The 18,598-nt window shown below is 69.7% G+C and carries 19 protein-coding genes; 5 read left to right on the forward strand and 14 right to left on the reverse strand.

Features of this window, described 5'->3' with window-relative positions:
• Positions 1 to 32: 32 nt before the first annotated feature.
• The 7 genes from nagB to BJ963_RS09460 form a co-directional block, all read right to left on the reverse strand.
• The gene (gene nagB / locus BJ963_RS09430; protein WP_089908778.1) at positions 33 to 818 is read right to left on the reverse strand and encodes a glucosamine-6-phosphate deaminase; all 786 of its coding nucleotides are present in this window, start codon (positions 816 to 818) and stop codon (positions 33 to 35) included.
• On the reverse strand, positions 818 to 1,714 hold the full coding sequence (locus BJ963_RS09435) for an ROK family protein (RefSeq protein WP_179456192.1): 897 nt from the start codon (positions 1,712 to 1,714) through the stop codon (positions 818 to 820). Before BJ963_RS09435 ends, nagB begins: the two co-directional genes overlap by 1 nt.
• Positions 1,711 to 3,330, reverse strand: a complete 1,620-nt coding sequence (locus BJ963_RS09440) for a glycoside hydrolase family 3 protein (protein ID WP_343037255.1) — start codon at positions 3,328 to 3,330, stop codon at positions 1,711 to 1,713. The genes BJ963_RS09435 and BJ963_RS09440 overlap by 4 nt, the downstream gene beginning before the upstream one ends.
• Positions 3,327 to 4,226, reverse strand: coding sequence for an ABC transporter permease subunit (locus tag BJ963_RS09445; protein ID WP_179456194.1), 900 nt, complete (start codon positions 4,224 to 4,226; stop codon positions 3,327 to 3,329). The genes BJ963_RS09440 and BJ963_RS09445 overlap by 4 nt, the downstream gene beginning before the upstream one ends.
• Complete coding sequence (locus tag BJ963_RS09450) at positions 4,223 to 5,176, reverse strand: carbohydrate ABC transporter permease (protein WP_089908766.1); 954 nt, start codon at positions 5,174 to 5,176, stop codon at positions 4,223 to 4,225. The genes BJ963_RS09445 and BJ963_RS09450 overlap by 4 nt, the downstream gene beginning before the upstream one ends.
• Positions 5,177 to 5,270: 94 nt before the next feature.
• A complete protein-coding gene (locus BJ963_RS09455; RefSeq protein WP_089908762.1) occupies positions 5,271 to 6,620 on the reverse strand; it encodes an extracellular solute-binding protein in 1,350 nt (449 codons plus the stop codon).
• An 80-nt stretch (positions 6,621 to 6,700) separates the two neighbouring features.
• The gene (locus BJ963_RS09460; protein WP_089908760.1) at positions 6,701 to 7,885 is read right to left on the reverse strand and encodes an ROK family transcriptional regulator; all 1,185 of its coding nucleotides are present in this window, start codon (positions 7,883 to 7,885) and stop codon (positions 6,701 to 6,703) included.
• Positions 7,886 to 8,031: 146 nt separating this feature from the next.
• Between BJ963_RS09460 and BJ963_RS09465 the strand changes: the two genes are divergently transcribed.
• On the forward strand, positions 8,032 to 8,823 hold the full coding sequence (locus tag BJ963_RS09465; RefSeq protein ID WP_179456196.1) for an SDR family NAD(P)-dependent oxidoreductase: 792 nt from the start codon (positions 8,032 to 8,034) through the stop codon (positions 8,821 to 8,823).
• Positions 8,824 to 8,907: 84 nt separating this feature from the next.
• Here BJ963_RS09465 and BJ963_RS09470 read toward each other — a convergent pair whose 3' ends face one another.
• Entirely contained in the window at positions 8,908 to 10,122 is a 1,215-nt protein-coding gene (locus tag BJ963_RS09470; protein ID WP_089908754.1) for an NADP-dependent isocitrate dehydrogenase, read from the reverse strand.
• A gap of 146 nt (positions 10,123 to 10,268) precedes the next feature.
• Between BJ963_RS09470 and BJ963_RS09475 the strand changes: the two genes are divergently transcribed.
• The 3 genes from BJ963_RS09475 (at position 10,269) to BJ963_RS09485 (ending at position 11,572) form a co-directional block, all read left to right on the forward strand.
• Entirely contained in the window at positions 10,269 to 10,721 is a 453-nt protein-coding gene (locus tag BJ963_RS09475; RefSeq protein ID WP_179456198.1) for a GNAT family N-acetyltransferase, read from the forward strand.
• Entirely contained in the window at positions 10,705 to 11,088 is a 384-nt protein-coding gene (locus BJ963_RS09480; RefSeq protein WP_089908752.1) for an MGMT family protein, read from the forward strand. Before BJ963_RS09475 ends, BJ963_RS09480 begins: the two co-directional genes overlap by 17 nt.
• A 61-nt stretch (positions 11,089 to 11,149) precedes the next feature.
• Complete coding sequence (locus BJ963_RS09485; RefSeq protein WP_089908749.1) at positions 11,150 to 11,572, forward strand: hypothetical protein; 423 nt, start codon at positions 11,150 to 11,152, stop codon at positions 11,570 to 11,572.
• Positions 11,573 to 11,605: 33 nt separating this feature from the next.
• Here BJ963_RS09485 and BJ963_RS09490 read toward each other — a convergent pair whose 3' ends face one another.
• The 5 genes from BJ963_RS09490 to BJ963_RS09510 all read right to left on the reverse strand — a co-directional run bounded on the left by BJ963_RS09490 (position 11,606) and on the right by BJ963_RS09510 (position 16,052).
• The gene (locus BJ963_RS09490) at positions 11,606 to 11,905 is read right to left on the reverse strand and encodes a hypothetical protein (RefSeq protein WP_179456199.1); all 300 of its coding nucleotides are present in this window, start codon (positions 11,903 to 11,905) and stop codon (positions 11,606 to 11,608) included.
• A gap of 2 nt (positions 11,906 to 11,907) precedes the next feature.
• Positions 11,908 to 13,083, reverse strand: coding sequence for an inorganic phosphate transporter (locus tag BJ963_RS09495; protein ID WP_179456201.1), 1,176 nt, complete (start codon positions 13,081 to 13,083; stop codon positions 11,908 to 11,910).
• 93 nt (positions 13,084 to 13,176) lie between these two features.
• On the reverse strand, positions 13,177 to 15,012 hold the full coding sequence (locus BJ963_RS09500; RefSeq protein WP_179456203.1) for a sensor histidine kinase: 1,836 nt from the start codon (positions 15,010 to 15,012) through the stop codon (positions 13,177 to 13,179).
• A gap of 4 nt (positions 15,013 to 15,016) precedes the next feature.
• Positions 15,017 to 15,661 carry a LuxR C-terminal-related transcriptional regulator gene (locus BJ963_RS19520; protein ID WP_089908738.1) on the reverse strand — a complete coding sequence of 215 codons (645 nt, stop codon included), beginning with the start codon at positions 15,659 to 15,661 and terminating at the stop codon, positions 15,017 to 15,019.
• 43 nt (positions 15,662 to 15,704) lie between these two features.
• Positions 15,705 to 16,052, reverse strand: coding sequence for a response regulator (locus BJ963_RS09510; protein WP_089908735.1), 348 nt, complete (start codon positions 16,050 to 16,052; stop codon positions 15,705 to 15,707).
• Between the two features lie 179 nt (positions 16,053 to 16,231).
• Between BJ963_RS09510 and BJ963_RS09515 the strand changes: the two genes are divergently transcribed.
• Entirely contained in the window at positions 16,232 to 17,284 is a 1,053-nt protein-coding gene (locus BJ963_RS09515) for a type III PLP-dependent enzyme domain-containing protein (protein WP_179456205.1), read from the forward strand.
• A gap of 307 nt (positions 17,285 to 17,591) precedes the next feature.
• On the opposite strand, the gene BJ963_RS09520 is transcribed toward BJ963_RS09515, so the two are convergent.
• The gene (locus BJ963_RS09520) at positions 17,592 to 18,524 is read right to left on the reverse strand and encodes a hypothetical protein (RefSeq protein ID WP_179456207.1); all 933 of its coding nucleotides are present in this window, start codon (positions 18,522 to 18,524) and stop codon (positions 17,592 to 17,594) included.
• Between the last annotated feature and the right edge of the window lie 74 nt (positions 18,525 to 18,598).

The following is an 18,598-nucleotide window of genomic DNA, read 5'->3' on the forward strand; positions in this document are numbered from 1 at the left end:
GCGGACTCGACGGCGGTGCAGTCGGGGACGGGTCAGAGGGTCTGCCAGGAGGGCTTGTTCGCGTACGCGTAGCGGTAGTAGTCGAGGTTCTTCAGGCGCGACGCGGCCGCCTCATCCACCAGCACCGTCACGTGCGGGTGCAGCTGGATGGCCGAGCCGGGGTTCGAGGCCGACACCGGCCCCTCCACCGCACCCGCCAGGGCCTCCGCCTTGCCCTCGCCGAACGCGAGCAGCATCAGGTGCCTGGCGCGCAGGATGGTCGACAGCCCCTGCGTGATGCAGTGCATCGGCACATCGTCCTCCGAGGCGAAGAAGCGCGCGTTGTCCTTCCGCGTCTGCTCGGTCAGCGTCTTCACGCGGGTCACCGACGCGAACGACGAGCCGGGCTCGTTGAACCCGATGTGGCCGTCGGTCCCGATGCCGAGGAGCTGCACATCCACTCCGCCGGACTCGGCGATCGCCTTCTCGTAGTCGGCGCCGGCGTGCTCGATGCCGTCGAGCGACCCGTTCGGCACGTGGATGAGCGACGGCGTCAGCCCGAGCGGCTCGACGACCTCGCGCGTGATGACCGCGCGGTACGACTCGGGATGCCCGGCCGGAAGCCCCACATACTCGTCGAGCGCATAGCCGCGCACATGGGACACGTCCACGCCGCGCTCCCGGATGCCGCGCTCCAGGGCCCGGTAGACCGCCAGCGGGGTGGATCCGGTGGCCAGCCCCAGCACCGCGTCGGGCTTGGCGGCGATCAGATCGAGGATGCTGCGCGCGGCGAGTTCACCCGCGGCGTCCTGGTCGCGGACGACGACGATTTCGGCCATCAGTTCTCTCCTACGAGTGCCGCGCCCAGCGCGGCGACGGGGGTGTCTTCGGGGACGAGGCGCACCCTCCCGGGCAGGTCGAGCGACGCCAGGAACGGCGACGTGCGCTCCCAGTCGTGCAGCACCTCGTGGACCTCGCCCAGCAGGCGCTCCCCCAGGTGGCTCAGACCGCCGCCGATGACGACGGTGCCGACATCGACGGTGAGCACGAGGACGCGCACCGCGGAGGCGATGCCCGCAGCCAGCCTAGCCGTGATCGCCCGCGCGGCGGGGTCGCCTTCCGCCGCGGCGAGGAACAGCGCGCGCACGGGAAGCGGGTCGTCGGTCGGCCACTGGCGGGCGACGCCGGAGCCGCTCGCCACCGTCTCCAGGCAGCCGCGCTGACCGCAGGCGCAGAGCACGCCCTGCGGGTCGACGGGCAGATGGCCGATCTCGCCTGCGATGCCCGTGCTCCCGCGCCAGAGCCGGCCGTCGACGACGATGCCTGCGGCCATCCCCGTCCCGAGATTGAGGAACGCCATGGTGCCGGTCAGCCCGAGCAGGTGGTAGGCGCCGAGGGCGGCGGCCTTCACGTCGTTCTCGACGCGGACGCCGACGCCGAGCCGGCCGGCGAGCATCCCACCGAGCTCCAGCTGCTCGAGTCCGAGGTTGACCGCGTGCGCGACCTGCCCGGAGGCGGTGTCGACCATGCCGGGCACGCCGATCCCGATCGACTGGAAGCCGCCCGGTGCGAGCCCGGTGAGCTCGCCGATGCGCGCCACCGCCGCGACGGCGGTCTCGAGGACGGCGTCGTGCCCGAACCCGGTCGCCAGCCGCACCCTCTGTGTGAGCGCGCCGAGCTCATCGACGGCGACCGCGTCGGTCTTGGTGCCGCCGATGTCGATCCCGAGTCTCACGTCCGGCGCCCGAGCAGCTCGAGCAGCGCGCGTCCGACCAGCCGGGATGCGCCGAAGGTCGCGATGTCGGCGTAGGCGCGGTCGTCGCTCGGCCAGCCCATGTCGACGACGAGCACGCGCTCGCGTTCGGCGCGCAGCCGGTCGATGGCGGCGCGGGCGAAGGCGTGCCGGTGGTTGTCCTTGCCGATGACGAGCACCGGCGACTGCGCCGCGAGCACGAGATCGGGATGGTCGCTCTCGGTGAACACGACGGCCGGGTTCGCGGTGAACGCGGCCGCCCACGGGCTGCCGGGGTCCGCCTCCCCCTCGGAGAACGGTCCCCAGGGGGCCGTCCCGACCGCGATGTTGGCTTCGGTGTCGATGCGGACGACCGAGTACCGCCCTCCGCCGTTCTCCCGCAGCCACGCCCGCGCGTGCTCGCTCACATCGAACGCCCGCTCGGCCGCCACCACGTCCGCCGCCCGCACCCCGTCCGCCGCGTCCGCATCCCCCACCGTCGAGTCCGCGAATTTTGTACGCTCATCCGCCGTGTCGCGTGCAAAATTCGCGGACTCGACGGTGGGCGGGAGGGAGCGCGCGAGGGCACGGACGCGGGCGGAGGCGTCGGCGATGCGGGATGCGGCGAGACGTCCCGTCGCGAGCGCGTCGGCGATGGCCCGCTCGATCGCGGCGAGCTCGTCGTCGGTGTTCTCGGTGCCGATGCAGAGCAGATCGCAGCCCGCGGCGAGCGCGAGCACGGCCGCCTCCGGGATGCCCCGGTCGCCGCTCGCGCCCCGCATGTCCAGCGCGTCGCTGACGACGACGCCGTCGAAGCCGAGCTCGCCGCGCAGCATCCCTCCGATGATCGCGGGGCTCAGCGTCGCCGGGAGCACCGCGTCCAGCTGCGGGAGCAGGATGTGCGAGGTCATCACCGCTCGTGCTCCTGCGTCGATCACGGCCCGGAAGGGCACGAGCTCCCGCTCGCGCAGCTGCTGCGGCGACAGGTCGACGACCGGCAGTTCGAGGTGCGAGTCGGTCCCTGTGTCGCCGTGCCCAGGGAAGTGCTTGGCGGCGACCGCGACGCCCGCGGACTGCAGCCCGCGGGTCCAGGCCGCGCCGTGCTCCGCGACGACCTCGGGCGACGAGCCGAAGCTCCGCACGCCGATCACCGGGTTGTCCGGGTTGGAGTTGATGTCGATGTCCGGGGCGAAGTCGAGGTTCACGCCGGCCCGGCGCAGCTCCTCCCCGACCCGGCGCGCCACGCGCTCCGTGTAGCCGGGGTCGCCCAGGCGGCCGAGGATCGCGTTCCCCGGGTACGGCGAACCGCTCCCGTAGTAGAGCCGCGTGACGTCGCCTCCCTCTTCGTCGATCGCGACGACGGCGTCCGGATTCGCGGCGTAGATCGCGTCCGTCAGAGCGCGCAACTGCTCCGCCGTCGCGATGTTCTGCCCGAACAGGCACACCCCGCCGAGGCCGCCGCGCAGGCGTTCCTCGAGCCAGGCGGGCAGCGTCGTCCCGACGAACCCGGGCAGCAGCGTGGCGGCGATGCTGCGGCGGAGATCCGGATCGACGGCGGCGATGCTGCGGCGGAGATCCGGATCGACGGCGGCGGTGTGGGCGACGGAGGCGCCGCTCACCCCTTCACCGCCCCGCTGACGAGGCCGCTGGTCATCCGGCCCTGCACGATGAGGAAGAAGATGATGACCGGGACGGCGACCAGCGTGGAGGCGGCCATGACCTGTCCCCAGTCGGTCGCCCTGGATGCGGACTGCTGGACGAACCCGCGCAGCCACAGCGGAAGCGTCGCGCTGCTCGACTGCGGCAGGATGACGAGCGCCACCGTGAACTCGTTCCACGCCTGCAGGAACGCGTACACACCGGACGCGACGAGCCCCGGGGCCAGCAGCGGGAAGGTGATCCGCAGGAAGGCCTGCGTGCGGCTGAGGCCGTCGACCATGGCGGCCTCCTCCAGGTCGGCCGGGATGCCGGCGACGAAGCCCCGCAGCATCCAGATCGTGAACGGCACGACGGCGGCGATGTAGAGGATGCTGACCCCGACGACCGTGTTCAGCAGGCCCAGCGTGCCCATCAGCTTGTACTGGGCGATGAACAGGCCCTCGGCCGGAAGCATCTGGATCAGCAGCACCGCGAGCACGAAAGAGCGCCGACCGCGGAACTTGAAGCGGCTGATCGCGAGCGCCGCCAGGAAGGCGAACGCCAGGCAGCACACGACGGTGATGAGGGCGACGGCGACGCTCATCCCGAGCGCGGGGAAGAACGTCCCTCCCTCGACGACCGCCGAGAAGTTGTCGAAGGAGCCGCCGAACGGCAGCCACGTCGGCGTGGAGTTCTGCAGGATGACGTTCGGCAGCAGCGCCGAGTTCACCATCCAGTACACCGGGAACACCCACACCAGGGCGAGCACGACGGCGAGGGCGCCGAGCAGCACACGGGAGACGCGGATGCGGCGGCGGGGGCGGGGCCGGGGCCGCGCGGCGACGGCGGCGGGCCGGGTCGAGGTCGCGGTGGTCACGATTCGTCCTCCTTGAGCAGGGAGCGCACGTAGAACCAGCTGAGCGCGACGGTGAGCACGAGCACGAAGACGCTGACGGCGCTCGCCATCGCGAAGTCGCTCGAGCCGACGCCGAGCTGGTAGATGTAGGTGCCGAGCAGGTTGGTCTCGCTGGCGATGGAGCCCTTGTCCTGCAGCAGCTTGATCTGCGCGAAAACGCGGAGATCCCAGATGATCTGGAGCAGCAGCACGATGCCGAGAACCGGTCGGATGATCGGCAGGATGATGTAGCGCAGCCGCTGCCAGCCGCGAGCGCCGTCCATCTGGGCCGCCTCGACGACCTCCGTGGAGACCTGGGTCAGCCCGGCGTAGACGGAGAACGCGACGAAGGGCACGCTCATCCACGTCACGATCACCATCGCGACGAAGAAGAACGACAGCGGGTTCTGCAGCCAGTTGTGGTCCTGGAAGTCGAGCCCCCACGAGGTGAGCACGTAGTTGACGACGCCGCGGCGCCAGTCGAACAGCCAGTTCCACACCGTCATGGCCGCGACGACCGGCATCGCCCAGGCGAGCAGCAGGGCGACCTGCAGGATGATGCGGACGACCTTGTTCACCGCGTTCATCAGGAGCGCCATGCCGACGCCGATCACGACCGTGACGAAGGCCGTGACCAGGCAGAAGGCGATGGAACGGCCGACGACGACCCAGGTGTAGCCGTCGGAGAAGAGGGTGATGTAGTTCTCGAACCAGACGAAGTCGGCTGGCTTGCCGAACTGCTGCGCCAGTCCGAAATGCTGCATCGAGGTGATCAGCTGCCACACGATCGGGTAGCCGAGCGCGAGCAGCAGGATGAGGATGGCCGGGAGCAGCAGCGAGTACGGCGTCAGCTTTCCGCGGCGGCGGCGCGGTGCGTCCCGGGCCGGGGCCGGCGGGGCCACGGCGATGCGGGTGTCTTCGGTGGCGGTCACGTGCGGCCTCCTTCCGTGATTGTCATCGAGTCGACGCAACACGCCGTGCCGGTGCGTCCCGGCACGGCGCGTCGCGTCAATCGGGTGGAGAGCGCTAGCTCTTGACGTTGAGCAGCGCGTCGATCTTCTTGTCGTACTCCTGCGCCAGCGCCTTCAGGTCGGAGGCGTCGCGGATCTTGGAGAAGAACTCCTCCATCACGTTGCCGGCCTCGACCGAGGCCCAGCCGGGAGCGGCCGGGGTCAGCTTCGAGTTGGATGCCGACTCGATGAGCGCCTTCGCGAACTGGTCGTCGCCGAGCGAGGAGGTGTACTTCTCGTTCGCCGGGCCCAGGCCGTTCTTGCCGAGCATCTCCTGGTACTCCTTGGAGAAGATGATCTTCAGGAGCGTCTTGGACAGGCCCGGCTCCTTGGTCTTCGCCGAGATGCCGATGTTGGAGCCGCCCGCGAACACGGGGGCCGGCTTGCCGTCGTTCCCCGGGAGGACGAACGTTCCGAAGGTGTTGTCGTTCCAGGTGCGCGTCGGCTTGCCGTCTGCGCCCGTTCCGAGGTCGCCGATCGACCAGTGCGCCCATCCCGGAGCCATGATGGTGGCCGCCGCGAGGGAGGTGTCGCCGCTCTTGTTGCCGTCGGCGTCGAGCGTCTGGTCGGTGTCGTTCAGGTAGATGTACTGGTTCGAGTCCTTGGCGTCGTTCGGCGCTTTGGAGGCGTTCTTGTACAGGTCCTGGAGCTGCTGGAGACCCTTCAGCGACTCCTCCGACTCGAGCGTGGCCTTCCACTTGTCGCCGTCCTTCGTGGCGATGTCCCCGCCGTTGGCGAAGATCCAGGAGATGCCGTCGCGCCAGTCCTGGCCGCCGAGGAAGAAGCCGGAGAAGTTGTCGATCCCCTTCGGGTTCTTCGCCGTGATCTCGGCCACGTCGGTGTTGAACTGGTCCAGGGTCGTCGGCACGCTCACGCCGGCGGCCTGGTAGATGTCCTTGCGGTAGAACATGTAGCGCGAGCCGAAGTAGTAGGGCAGCGTGTAGTTCTTGCCGTCCACCTTCCCGGCCTCGACGAAGGACTGCAGCAGGTCGCTCCCGCCGAGGTCCTTGTACATGTCGGAGATGTCGAGGAAGGCGCCGACGTTGGTGAAGGTGGGCGACTGGGTGTTGCCCATCTCGGTCACATCCGGGGTGTTGTTGGCGTCCGGGAGGGCCGTGGTGAGCTTGGTGACGATGTCTCCCCAGTCCTGCTGCTCGATCTTGAGGGTCGCTCCGGTCTCCTTGGCGAACTCCGTCTTGAGGTAGTCGCGGAGCTTGTCCGGGGTGTCGGAGCCGACGAGCCACAGGGTGACCGTCTTGCCCTTGCCGTCGGTGCTCGCGGCGGTCGAGCCTCCCGAGGCGCATCCGGCGAGCACGAGAGCGGAAGCCGTTGCCACAGCGGCGAGGCCGACGAGCTTTCTCTTCATTGCTGGTTCCTTTCGTAGTGGTCAGTGGCTGCGGGCGCAGCACACCGTCGGTGCAGGGGTCGAGTTCGGGTGGTGCTGTGTCAAGAGACCCCGAGTTGTCCGGAGAGGACGAGTACGGCCGCGCCGCGGAGGACGATGTCCTGCCCCTGCGTGGTCATCCGGAGGGACAGGTCGGCATGGTTCTGAGCCATGGTCCGGTTCCGGAGCGTGTGGACGGTCGCCTCGGCCAAGGCGCCGTCGAGCAGTTCGGTCGGGCCGCTGAGCACGATCTCCGACAGGTTGAGGGCGCCGACGACGGGCGCGAGCGCGATGCCGAGCCGCTGGCCCGCTTCGCGCAGGATGGGCGTGGCGTCGGCGCCGGCGGCGTCGGCCTCCCGGATCCCGCGCTGCAGCTGCGGGACGCTGAGCCAGTGCTCCAGCACCTGGTCGCGGTTGTAGGTCGCATCCAGGCCCAGGTCGGTTCCGACCATGACCTGCCCGATCTCGCCGGCGGCGAAGTGACTCCCATAGACGAGGGCGCCGGCGACCAGGAGGCCCGCGCCGATTCCGTGACCGACGCGGATGAGCATCATGTCGCCCGCAGCGCCGCCGTACGTGTGCTCGGCGAGCGCCGCGGCGTTGGCGTCGTTCGCGACGACGACCGCCAGCCCGGTGCGGTCGGCGAGACGTCGCTGCAGCGGGAGGTCGTCCCAGCCGAGGTTGGGCGCCGTCAGGATCGTGCCGGTCAGGTCGACGACACCGGGCGAGCCGACACCCATTCCGAGCACGGGAGCGGTGGTGGAGGCGGTCAGCCGGTCGACGAGCGCGTCGACCTTCGCGGCCGCGGCCTCGCCTGTCGCGGACTCGCCGCCCTCGTCGTCGGCGAGCATGACCTCGGCCCGGGCGAGGATGCGCCCGTCGAGGTCCATCACCGCTCCGCGGAAGCGGTCGTGGTCGCTGAGGTCGATTCCGATGATCTGGTGCGCTGCACGGTCGATGTCGAGGAGGACGGCCGGCTTGCCCGGTCGCGCCGACTCCCGCTGCCCGAGTTCGACGACGAGCCCCTCGGCGAGCAGGTCGGCGACCAGGTCGGACACCGTCACGCGGGTGAGCCCCGTCTCCCGCGCGAGGTCGGCGCGGCTGCGCTGTCCATCCCGGTACAGGGTCTGCAGAACGAGCGACCGGTTGTGGCTGCGGGCGTGCTCGGGGAGCACCTTGGCGCGCGGACGGAGCGCCCGTCCCGGTGCCAGTCCCCCGGTGCCGCTCTGCACCTCGGTCGTCGTCATGTTTGTTAGTAAAGCTTACGAACAAATGAATTGCAAGAGACGAAACGAAGTCGTTACACAGACGCGTGAGCGCGCGTCGCGGCCGTCGCAGCCGGTCGGCCGTTCCGCGCACGGTTCGCCGGACGGCGGCGGGCTAGGCTCCCCCCATGGTCGCAGAAGCCGCCCCCGCCCCCGCCCGCACCCCGTTCGCGCTCACCGGATCGCGCGCGCTCGTCACCGCCGCCAGCCGCGGCCTCGGGCGTGAGATCGCGCTCGAGCTCGCCGGCCAGGGCGCCGACGTCGTGCTGGGCGTCCGCGATCCCGACGGCTCCGCCGGGCTGCTCGAGGAGCTGCGCGCCTTCGGCGTCGATGCTGCCGCGATCCGGATGGACGTGCTCGACCTGGCCGCCTGCCGCGCGGCCATCGACGCGGTCACCGAGCAGCGCGGTCCCATCGACATCCTGGTCAACAACGCCGGCGGCGGGATCGACGCACCGGCTCTCGAGGTCACCGAGGAGGCCTTCGATCACGTCTGGCAGCTCAACACCCGCTCGACGTTCTTCCTGTCGCAGCACGTCGCGAAGAGCATGCGCGAGAACGGAGGCGGCGCGATCGTGAACGTCGCGTCGCAGGCCGGGCTCGTGGCGCTGCCCGGCGAAGCGTCCTACTGTGCGGCGAAGGCCGCCGTCGTCCACCTGACCCGCTGCCTGGCCGTCGAGTGGGGACAGTACGGCATCCGCGTCAACGCCGTCGCGCCCACCTTCATCGAGACCGACGGCACGTCCGCCGCGCTCTCCGACGACGCGTTCCGTGCCGACACCGTCGAGCGCATCGCCGCCCTCCACCGCATCGGGGAGCCGCGGGAGGTGTCCGGTGCCGTAGCGTTCCTCGCGTCGCCCTCTGCATCCCTCATCACCGGTCAGACCCTGGCGATCGACGGCGGCTGGACCGCCCGCTGACCCGCGCCACCCCTTAACGATTCGTGCCGAATGCGCGCCATTCGTCACGAACGGCGCGCATTCGGCACGAATGCGGAGCGGGGATCAGGCCAGGCGCGCCTTCAGGTTCTCGCTGATGGCGTCCAGGAACTCCTCGGTGGTGAGGAACTTCTGCTCGGGACCGACGAGGAGCGCGAGGTCCTTCGTCATCTTGCCCTCCTCGACCGTCTTCACCACGACGTCCTCGAGGGTGTGCGTGAAGTCGATGAGGTCCTGGTTGCCGTCGAGCTTGCCGCGGTGCGCGAGGCCGCGCGTCCAGGCGAAGATCGAGGCGATCGGGTTGGTCGAGGTCGGCTTGCCCTGCTGGTACTGGCGGTAGTGGCGCGTGACGGTGCCGTGCGCGGCCTCCGCCTCGACGACCTTGCCGTCCGGCGTGGTCAGGACCGAGGTCATCAGACCCAGCGAGCCGAAGCCCTGCGCGACGGTGTCGGACTGCACGTCGCCGTCGTAGTTCTTGCAGGCCCAGACGTAGCCGCCCTCCCACTTGAGGCTGGAGGCGACCATGTCGTCGATGAGGCGGTGCTCGTAGGTGAGGCCGGCCGCGTCGAACTTCTCCTTGTACTCGGTGTCGAAGACCTCCTGGAACAGGTCCTTGAACCGGCCGTCGTAGGCCTTCAGGATCGTGTTCTTGGTCGACAGGTAGACCGGGTACTGGCGGTCGAGACCGTAGTTGAACGACGCGCGGGCGAAGTCGCGGATGGACTCGTCCTGGTTATACATCGCCATCGCCACACCCGCGCCGGGGGCCTGGTAGACCTCGAAGCTCTGCGCCTCCCCGCCGCCGTTCGGCTGGAAGCTGATGGTGAGGGTACCCGGGCCGTCGAAGGTGAAGTCGGTCGCGCGGTACTGGTCGCCGAAGGCGTGACGGCCGATGATGATCGGCTTGTTCCAGCCCGGGACGAGCCGCGGGATGTTGGAGATGATGATCGGCTCACGGAAGACGACACCGCCGAGGATGTTGCGGATGGTGCCGTTCGGGCTCTTCCACATCTTCTTCAGGCCGAACTCCTCGACGCGGGCCTCGTCGGGGGTAATGGTCGCGCACTTCACGCCGACGCCGTGCTTCTGGATGGCGTGAGCCGCGTCGATGGTGATCTGGTCGTCGGTCTCGTCGCGCTTCTGGATGCCGAGGTCGTAGTACTCGAGGTTCACATCGAGGTACGGGTGGATGAGAGAGTCTTTGATGGCCTTCCAGATGATGCGTGTCATCTCGTCGCCGTCGAGTTCGACGACCGTTCCGTCAACCTTGATCTTGTCCATGGTTCTCCTGGGGTGTCTGCCGTTTTACGCCGACGACAGCTTACCCGAGCGCGACAACTATCTTGACATCGAGACATTTTCTCTCGGCAGACGGTCGGCCGCCGCGCGACTATGCTGCGGTCGCCCGCGCACGTTACCCTTTCGTCATGGCTGAGTTGAGACTGGAAGAGTTGAGCGCGCGAACCGTGATCGCGGCGAACGCGCTCACGCTGAAGCCGGGCCAGGAGCAGTTCATCGCTCCGGTCTCCTACTCGGCCGCGGCCGCGGTCGCCGATCCGAACACCTCGTGGCAGCGCGTCGTGCTCGACGGCGACGAAGTCGTCGGCTTCATCATGGGCAACTTCGACCCGAACGCCGAGCACGAGGAGTTCAAGGCGATCCTCTGGCGCATCAATGTCGACGCCGACGACCAGGGCCGCGGGATCGGCACGTTCGCCGTCCGCGCGCTGGCCGATGAGGCGCGCGCCCGCGGGCACCAGCGCCTCTACGTGATCTGGGAGTCGGGCGAGCTCGGACCGGAGCAGTTCTTCCTGCGCAGCGGCTTCCAGCCGATCGGCGAGACGCAGTACGGCGAGACGATCGGTGCCCTCGAACTCTGACCGCGGGCCTTCTGACGAGGGACCCGCCCCGGACGACGGGGAGAGCGCATCCTTCGTCGAGCGGGTGCTCGACGTCGTCGACGCGATCCCTCCCGGACACGTCATGACCTACGGGGATGTGGCGGCCGCCCTGGGCTCCCGCGCCGCGCGCATGGTCGGGCAGGTGATGGCGTACTACGGCTCCGACGTGCCGTGGTGGCGCGTGGTGCGGGCGAGCGGGCATCCCGCCGTCCACCACGAGCACATCGCGCTGCAGCACTACCGCGCGGAGGGCACACCCCTGCTGGGCGGTGGGACGACGCCGTACCGGGTAGATTTACGAGCGGCCCGCTACGACGACGCGCGGAATCATCCCTCCGACCGATGAACCATTCAGTTCCGTAGTGTTCACTCGTAGGAGATCCTTGTCACCTTCCTCTGGAGCTGCCGTGCCCCGCATCCGAACCGTCGGAGTCCTCGCGACGACGTCCGCCCTGGCGTTGGCCCTGTCGGGCTGCTCGGTGCTGACGGCGTTCGAACCTCACGTGGACTCGGCGATCTGGGACACCGCGAAGGAGATGAAGGCGTCGAACACCGCGCTCATCGGCTCCCCGACGTTCGTCCCGGACGACGCGACGATCATCCGCGTCGACTACGACACCACGAACGGCTCGGCGATCATGACCTATTCGTCCAAGACCCTGTTGGCGCCGAACGTGTGCTCAGGCAACGTCGCGACGCCGAAGCCTCCGATCGAGGACAGCTGGTGGCCGGTCCAGGGCATCCCGCCGCAGGCCTCCAAGTGCCCCAACGGATGGGCCGCCTTCGCCATCGGCGAGCAGGTCTGGGCCGTGAAGTCGCCGGCGAAGTAGGCCGGCCCCCGCGCCACTGCGGCTGCGGGTGACTCAGTGGAACTGCGGGACGATGAGCCAGATCCCGAACAGCACCGCCGCGCCCGCGACGGCGAAGCCGACGGCCGCTCCGACCGTCGCGACCACCGGGCGTCGCGTCGTCCGGACGGCCACCGCTCCCCCGGCGTCGTCGGGCGGAGCGCCGACCGCCAGCAGCCGGAGCGCCACCGCGTAACCGATGACGACCACCGTGGTCGCGGCGAACGCGACAAGCAGCACCACCACGAACGAGCCCCAGTCGACGCCGAGGAAGGACCCCTCCGGCGCCGCCGCATGCAGGATCGGCTGTCGCATCCTCATCCCTCCTGTCCGGCGCCGACGGAGGCCGTCGAGCGCGCGCCGGCGGCGTCACGCCCGGTGTCGCCGCCCTCGTTGACGTTGTGGCGGGTGACCGGGTTGCGCCGGGACAGCGCGTACAGCCCGAGACCCGCGATGAGCCCGACCACGGCGACGCCGATGAGCCCAGCGATGCTGGCGGAGGCGATCCACGCCGCCAGACCGCCGACGAGCGCCGCGGCGGGAAGCGTCACCACCCAGGCCGTCGCGATGCGGCCGACGACGCCCCAGCGCACCGAGGCGAGCTTCCTGCCCAGCCCGCTGCCGACGACGGCTCCCGACGTGACCTGCGTGGTGGAGAGCGCGAAGCCGAGGTGCGACGAGACGAGGATGGTCGCCGCCGACGACGTCTCGGCTGCGAACCCCTGCGGCGCCTTCACGTCGGTGATCCGTTTGCCGACCGTCCGCATGATCCGCCAGCCGCCGAGGTAGGTGCCGAGCGCGATGGCGAGGCCGCAGGAGACGATCACCCAGAGCGGCGGAGCGCTCCCGGAGCCCAGGTAGCCGGCCGCGATCAGGGTCAGGGTGATGACCCCCATGGTCTTCTGGGCGTCGTTCGTGCCGTGTGCGAGCGAGACGAGGGAGGCGGACACGGTCTGGCCGTGCCGGAATCCGGTCTCCGCCCCGTGCACCCGCGCGTTGCGCGTGATGCGGTAGGCGGCGAAGGTGGCCACCAGGGCGACGCCGCCGGCCACCAGCGGCGACAGCAGCGCGGGCACGATGACCTTGCTCAGCAGCACGCCCCAGTCCACGGCGCCGAAGCCCGCGCCGATCACCGCTGCACCGATCAGGCCGCCGAACAGCGCGTGCGTCGAGCTCGACGGGAGGCCGAAGTACCAGGTGACCAGGTTCCACAGCACCGCGCCGACCAGCCCGGCGAAGATCATCGTCGGGGTGATGTCGACACCCGACGACCCCTCTTTGATGACGCCGCCGGAGATGGTCTGGGCGACAGCGGTCGACAGGAAGGCGCCGACCAGATTCAGCACGGCCGAGATGAGGACGGCCGTCCGGGGTCTGAGGGCGCCGGTGGCGACGGAGGTCGCCATCGCGTTCGCGGTGTCGTGGAAGCCGTTCGTGAAGTCGAAGACGAGGGCGACGACGATCACGGCGACGACCGTGACGATGATGTCCATCGGCGTTCCTTCCGGTGAGGCGGGCGCGCGCTGCGTCCATCCCCTGAGTACGCCGATCCCCGGCCGCGTTCGTGAACGGGGGATGAATTCTGGTCAGGGAGTCTGCACCGGGATGGTCAGCTCGATGATGGTGCCGAGCCCCTCGACCGAGCGCACCTCCGCCCGGCCGGACACGGCCTCCACCCGGTCGCGCAGCCCCTCCAGACCGCCGCCCGGCTCGATGCGGGCGCCGCCCTGGCCGTCGTCCTTGACGATGACCGTGACGGTCGAGTCGGAGCGCGTCACGCTGACCGTGCAGGTGCGCGCCCGCGCGTGCTTCGCCGCATTGGCGAGGGCCTCGGAGATGCAGTAGTAGATCGTCTCTTCGACGACCTCGGGCAGCCGCTCGGCGATGTCGACGTGGACCTCGACGGGCACGTGGCTCCGGAGTCCCAGCTCGTCGATCGCCGAACGGAGGTCGCCGTCGGTGAGCACCGTCGGGTGGATGCCGCGGGCGAGCTCCCGCAGCTCGCGCAGGGCGTCGGCGAGCTGACCGGACGCGCGCTGCAGGTCCTCCGCGAGCTCCTGGTCGCCGTGCGCCTCGGCCTTCGCCGTAGCGATGCGCAGGCTGATGGCCAGCGACACGAGCTGCTGCTGGCTGCCGTCGTGCAGGTCGCGTTCCAGTCGCCTGCGGGCCAGGTAGCCTTCCTCGACGATGCGCAGACGGGACTCGCGGAGCTCCTGGATGGTGTGCTCCAGCCTCCCGCGCAGCCGGTCGTTGTCGACCGACAGCAGCAGGGCGGAGGACACGGCATCGAGCAGGCGGTCGTCCTGGCTGAGCGCGACATCGTGCTCGATCAGGGCGATCGGTCCCTGGTCCGAGTCGATCGCGAGCACCGACCGCCCCGGCCGGTCGGCCGGGCCCGCCTCGGGCATCGGCCTCCCGTCGCTGGTCTGGTAGCTCTGCAGCGGTTCATCCCACCAGAACACGCGCAGCGAGCCGTCGTGCAGCATCCGGGCGAGGCTCGACTCCCACAGCCCGCGGTCGACCTTGTCGCGCGCGACGATGACGAGGTCGGCCATCCGCGAGCGCAGACCCCGCGCGTAGAGCACGCCTCCGACGAAGGCCGGAGGGATGAGCGCGATCGCCACCGGCGGGACGAACTGCAACCAGCCGCCGTCCCAGCCGAACGCGAAGCTCAGCGAGTCCTGCACGGTGCCGTAGCACCACAGCAGGATGGCGAGCGGCATCACGAATGCCACGCGGCGCGCCGGGAGCGAGCTGGTGAACCAGCGCGCGATCAGCCGGGCCGCGACGGTGAGCATGAGCGCGAGCCCGACGAACCGCCACGCGAGTCCCAGCCAGTAGTCGGCCGAGTCGCTCGGAAGAGCCGCGTACGGGTTCATCGCGCAGCCGCATTCGGCGGGGACGGGCGAGGAGAAGAGCAGGGTACCTCCGAGGCGCACGGCGAAGGCGATGGAGATGGCGAGCAGGATGGCCCGGTCGAAGCGCGCCGCCAGGCGTCCGGTCGGGTAGCAGAGCACGAGCAGACCGACGAACACCGCCCACAAGTCCGTCGCCCCTTGAACCCACGGCCAGACCCAGCCCCACGGCCGGAGCAGTGGATACCAGGCGCCCGCCGACCAGAAGAATGCGGCGCCGACCATGAGCCAGCCGGGGATCGGGCTCCGCACGATGCGCCAGGCGATGACCGCGCAGACCACATAGACGACCGCGACGGAGACGAAGACGATGGCCCACCCGACTCCCGACGGCCGCGGTCCGTAGTCGCCGGTGATCGCGCTCATCACCTGCGCGGTGACGTTGGAAGCGATCGTCACCGTGACGGCCAGCGCGCGCAGGATCAGCCGTGCCGCCCCCGGGCGTGCGGGCCTCGCATCCACGCCGCCGACCGCGGCCTCCGGACGCGCGGTGTGCGCGACATCCATGGGCTCAGGAGTCCCGGCCGAGGAAGCGCAGCACCGCGAGCACCCGGCGGTGACCCTCGGCGGAGTCCTCCACGCCCAGCTTCGCCATGATGTGCCCGATGTGCGACTCGACGGTGCGCAGGCTGAGGTGCAATTCGGTCGCGATGCCGACGTTCGATCGTCCTTCGGCCATCAGCCGCAGCACGTCGCGCTCCCGCGAGGACAGCGCTTCGACCGTCGCCTCCGACGAGCGCGCGGTGACGAGGAGCTGCACGACTTCGGGGTCGACGACGGAGCCGCCGCGCGCGACGGTCCGGACCGCGGTGACGAGGGTGTCCGCGTCGGCGACGCGGTCCTTCAGCAGGTACCCGGTGCCGCTGCCGGCGCTCATCGCCCGGATCGCGTACGACGCCGTGGTGTACATGGAGAGCAGCAGGATGCCGGCACGGGAGCCGTCGGCGCGCAAGCGTTCGAGCGCTCGCAGCCCCTCATCCGTGTGAGTGGGCGGCATCTTGATGTCGAGGACGATCGCGTCGACGTCCCCGTCGGACCCGACGGCGCGCAGGAGTTCCTCGGCGGTGTCCACCGAGGCGACGACCTCCATACCGCCCGCGCGCAGGATCTGTCCGATCCCCTCGCGCAGCAGGACTGCATCGTCGGCGACGGCCACTCTGAGCGCGCGAGACTCGACAGTCTGTCCCCCGCTCACGCGCTTACCTTAGCAGGGTGCGGATCGCCTCACCGGTCAGCTCGTCCTTGTTGATGAATCCCTCCGCACCGCTATCGGCGACGCGTCGTCCGTAGTCGGTCGCGGACCGGCTCGAGGTGAGCACGACGGCGGCTCCGGTCGCCCGCATCGCCGGCACGATGTCGAAGCCGCTGGCGTCGGGCAGGCCGATGTCGAGCAGCACGACGTCGGGGGCGAGACGGCGGCTCAGCTCGATGCCGCCGGCCGCGGTCGCACTGTCGCCGACCACCATGAAGCTCTCCAGGCGGAGCAGCTCCGCCGCCTGTTCGCGGAACCGCTCGTGGTCGTCGACGATCACAACGCGGAGGTACATGGCACCATCATCTCCGCACGCACCCCGAGGTTCATCCGTGCTTCCACGCAATCGGAATGAGGTGACCCCCCGGATGTGGGCCATCAGGGGCAGGACCAGGATGTGAGACAACCTCATCGACCCGAACGATGGGGTCGCCCGCCGCAGAGCGGGCCGCAGTTCCACCCGAGGAGATGGCGATGTCCACCGCGACCCGAACCGCCGACCCGACCGGCACCGCTGCCGTCCTCACGGACGCGGCGACCGGGGCGGTCGCGGTGGACGGCCGTCCCTCCGGGCGCGGGCGGCGCGGTGGCCCCGAACTGCCCGTCGTCGTCATCGACCTGGCGCGCGCTGCCCGCCGCTTCCGCGACCTGCGCGAGGCGTTCCCCTGGGTGGACGTGCACTACGACGTCAGCGCGCTCGCGCATCCTGCTCTGCTCGGCACCATCTCGGCGGAGGGCGCCGGCTTCACGATCACGCACGAAGCGGCCCTCCCCGCCCTGCGCCGGGTGGATGCCGACCTCGGCCGGGTGCTGCATGCGACTCCCGGCGCCCGCTGGCTGCAGCGGCGCTCCGCCTGGGCGGCCGGCGTCCGGCTGTTCGTCGTCGATGACCCGTACGACCTCGATACCTTCGTGTCCGCTCCGGCCGGAACGGCCGTGCTGCTGCGGGTCGACCCGGGCATCGCCGTTCCCGTCGCGCGACATGCGTCGGCTCTCGGAGTACAGGTGGCCGGGCTGTCGCTCCCCGTCGCCGCCGCGACGGGCGCATCCGACCTCGTCGCGCTGCTGCAGCGCGCCGTGCGGGCGAGCAGCGACGTCGCGGCGGCCACGGGCCGCCGCCTGGAACTCCTCGACCTCGGCGACACCTTCTCGGACGGCACCGCGATCCGCCCGGCGGAATGGCCGGCGCTGGCCCGCACCGTCCGCTCGCTCGTCGCGCCGGCGACATCCCGCACCACCGTGCTGGCGACGGCCGGGCGCGCGCTGGTGAGCGACTGCATCACCGTCTCCGCCGGTGGCGGCGAGCACTACGCGGACGGCGCGACGGCGAGCGCCTGCATCGACGCGGGCTGCGAGGTGGTCGTGCTGCGCGAGGGGATGCGCGACGGCATCCTGTCGCGCCTGCCCCTCTTCCGCACGGCACCGGCCCGCGAAGGCGCCACGATGCGCCGCACTCCGCACGCCCGCGGCGGCCACCGCACGCTGCGTCCCTCCCGGGCGCGTTCGACCTGGTCCCCGGCCGGCTGATCCAACCCCTCCCCGGCCGGAGAGCGGCGACGGGGACCACGGGAGCCTCCCGTGGTCCCCGCCGGAAATGGCTGCCGGTCGTCAGGAGTTATTGGCCGCACGAGACTCCCTGTTCTTGAGCAGCTTCCCAGAACGAGATCGGCGAAGTCGCTGCCCTGAGAAGTACAGGCCCGGCCAAAGCAGGCCGCCAATAAGCGTCCACGTGAAAGACGTAGCGAGCGCAACCTGTAAAGCAACAAAGGCCGCGCCTGAAAGCAACCCGACGACGAAGTCCTCTACAAGGTAATAGAGCGGAGACTTCGCGGCATCAGCATTTGACGTCATAGATCAACCCCGGTCCTACGTAGGGAAAATTCAACTGCATGCAGCGACCGGCTTTGGCGGCATTCCGCGCGGCAGTCGCCACGATATGCAGTCCGATCGCTGCAATCCCGCCGCAGACGGCAGCACCGGCAACGCCCCCGGCTATCGCACATGCAAAGCTCAGAGCCTGGGCATCACTAGTGAAATCTGCCATATGCCTTGTTTCCGATTTGTTGTACGTAATCGTGCGCCCCCACCACAACCACGTCACTGACGGGTCCGCTACAACAGGAAAAACCGTGGTGGCGGCGAAATCGATCACCTGTGTCAGCGCGCTTCCTTGTACCTCGTAGTGAGTCAGGACAGCGTTGCCGTTGGCGTCCTTCGCCCACGGGGCGGCGACGGCGAGCGACGGTACTCCGTCTGGCGTCACGACCGAAGCAGACCCGTCCTCGTTGAGCTGGAGGTGCTGGCCTGCCGGCACACTGATCGGGTAGTCATACCGCTTCGGTGCGGAAGCGTCCTCGATCACGGTGTTGATCTGCACGTTGCCGTCCCTTTGGACGACCGGGACAGTGGTCGAGCCGTTGTTGTTGTCGTACGACACGACACCCGATTTCTGCACACTCGCGTCACCAGCGTTCCGCGCGAACGGCAGGCCGATCGACACCACTTGCGAGCCGCTGCCGAGGGAGATACCTGCAGCCGGATCAACCGGCACCGTCACATCGGTACCAGCAATGGCCGCCGCCACCGCGTCCGTTCCTGTATCGGTTGTGGGCACCGACGCAGCGTTCGCGACAGTGTCCGGCGACGCCGCAGCAACTGCCGCCATCGGATCTGTCTCAGCAGCGTTCGCGGGCGTCACTCCCACCAACGCCACACCAACGGCGCATGCAATCGCAATTCCGGCCGAAATGAGCTTTCGCACATCCATAAACGTCGTCCCTTTCCTCGTTCAGCACTGAACGGCGACGACATATGTCCTCTACCCGGAGGAAGCCGGCGAGG

The organism is Leifsonia soli (genome assembly GCF_013408745.1).
GTDB classification, from domain to species: domain Bacteria; phylum Actinomycetota; class Actinomycetes; order Actinomycetales; family Microbacteriaceae; genus Leifsonia; species Leifsonia soli.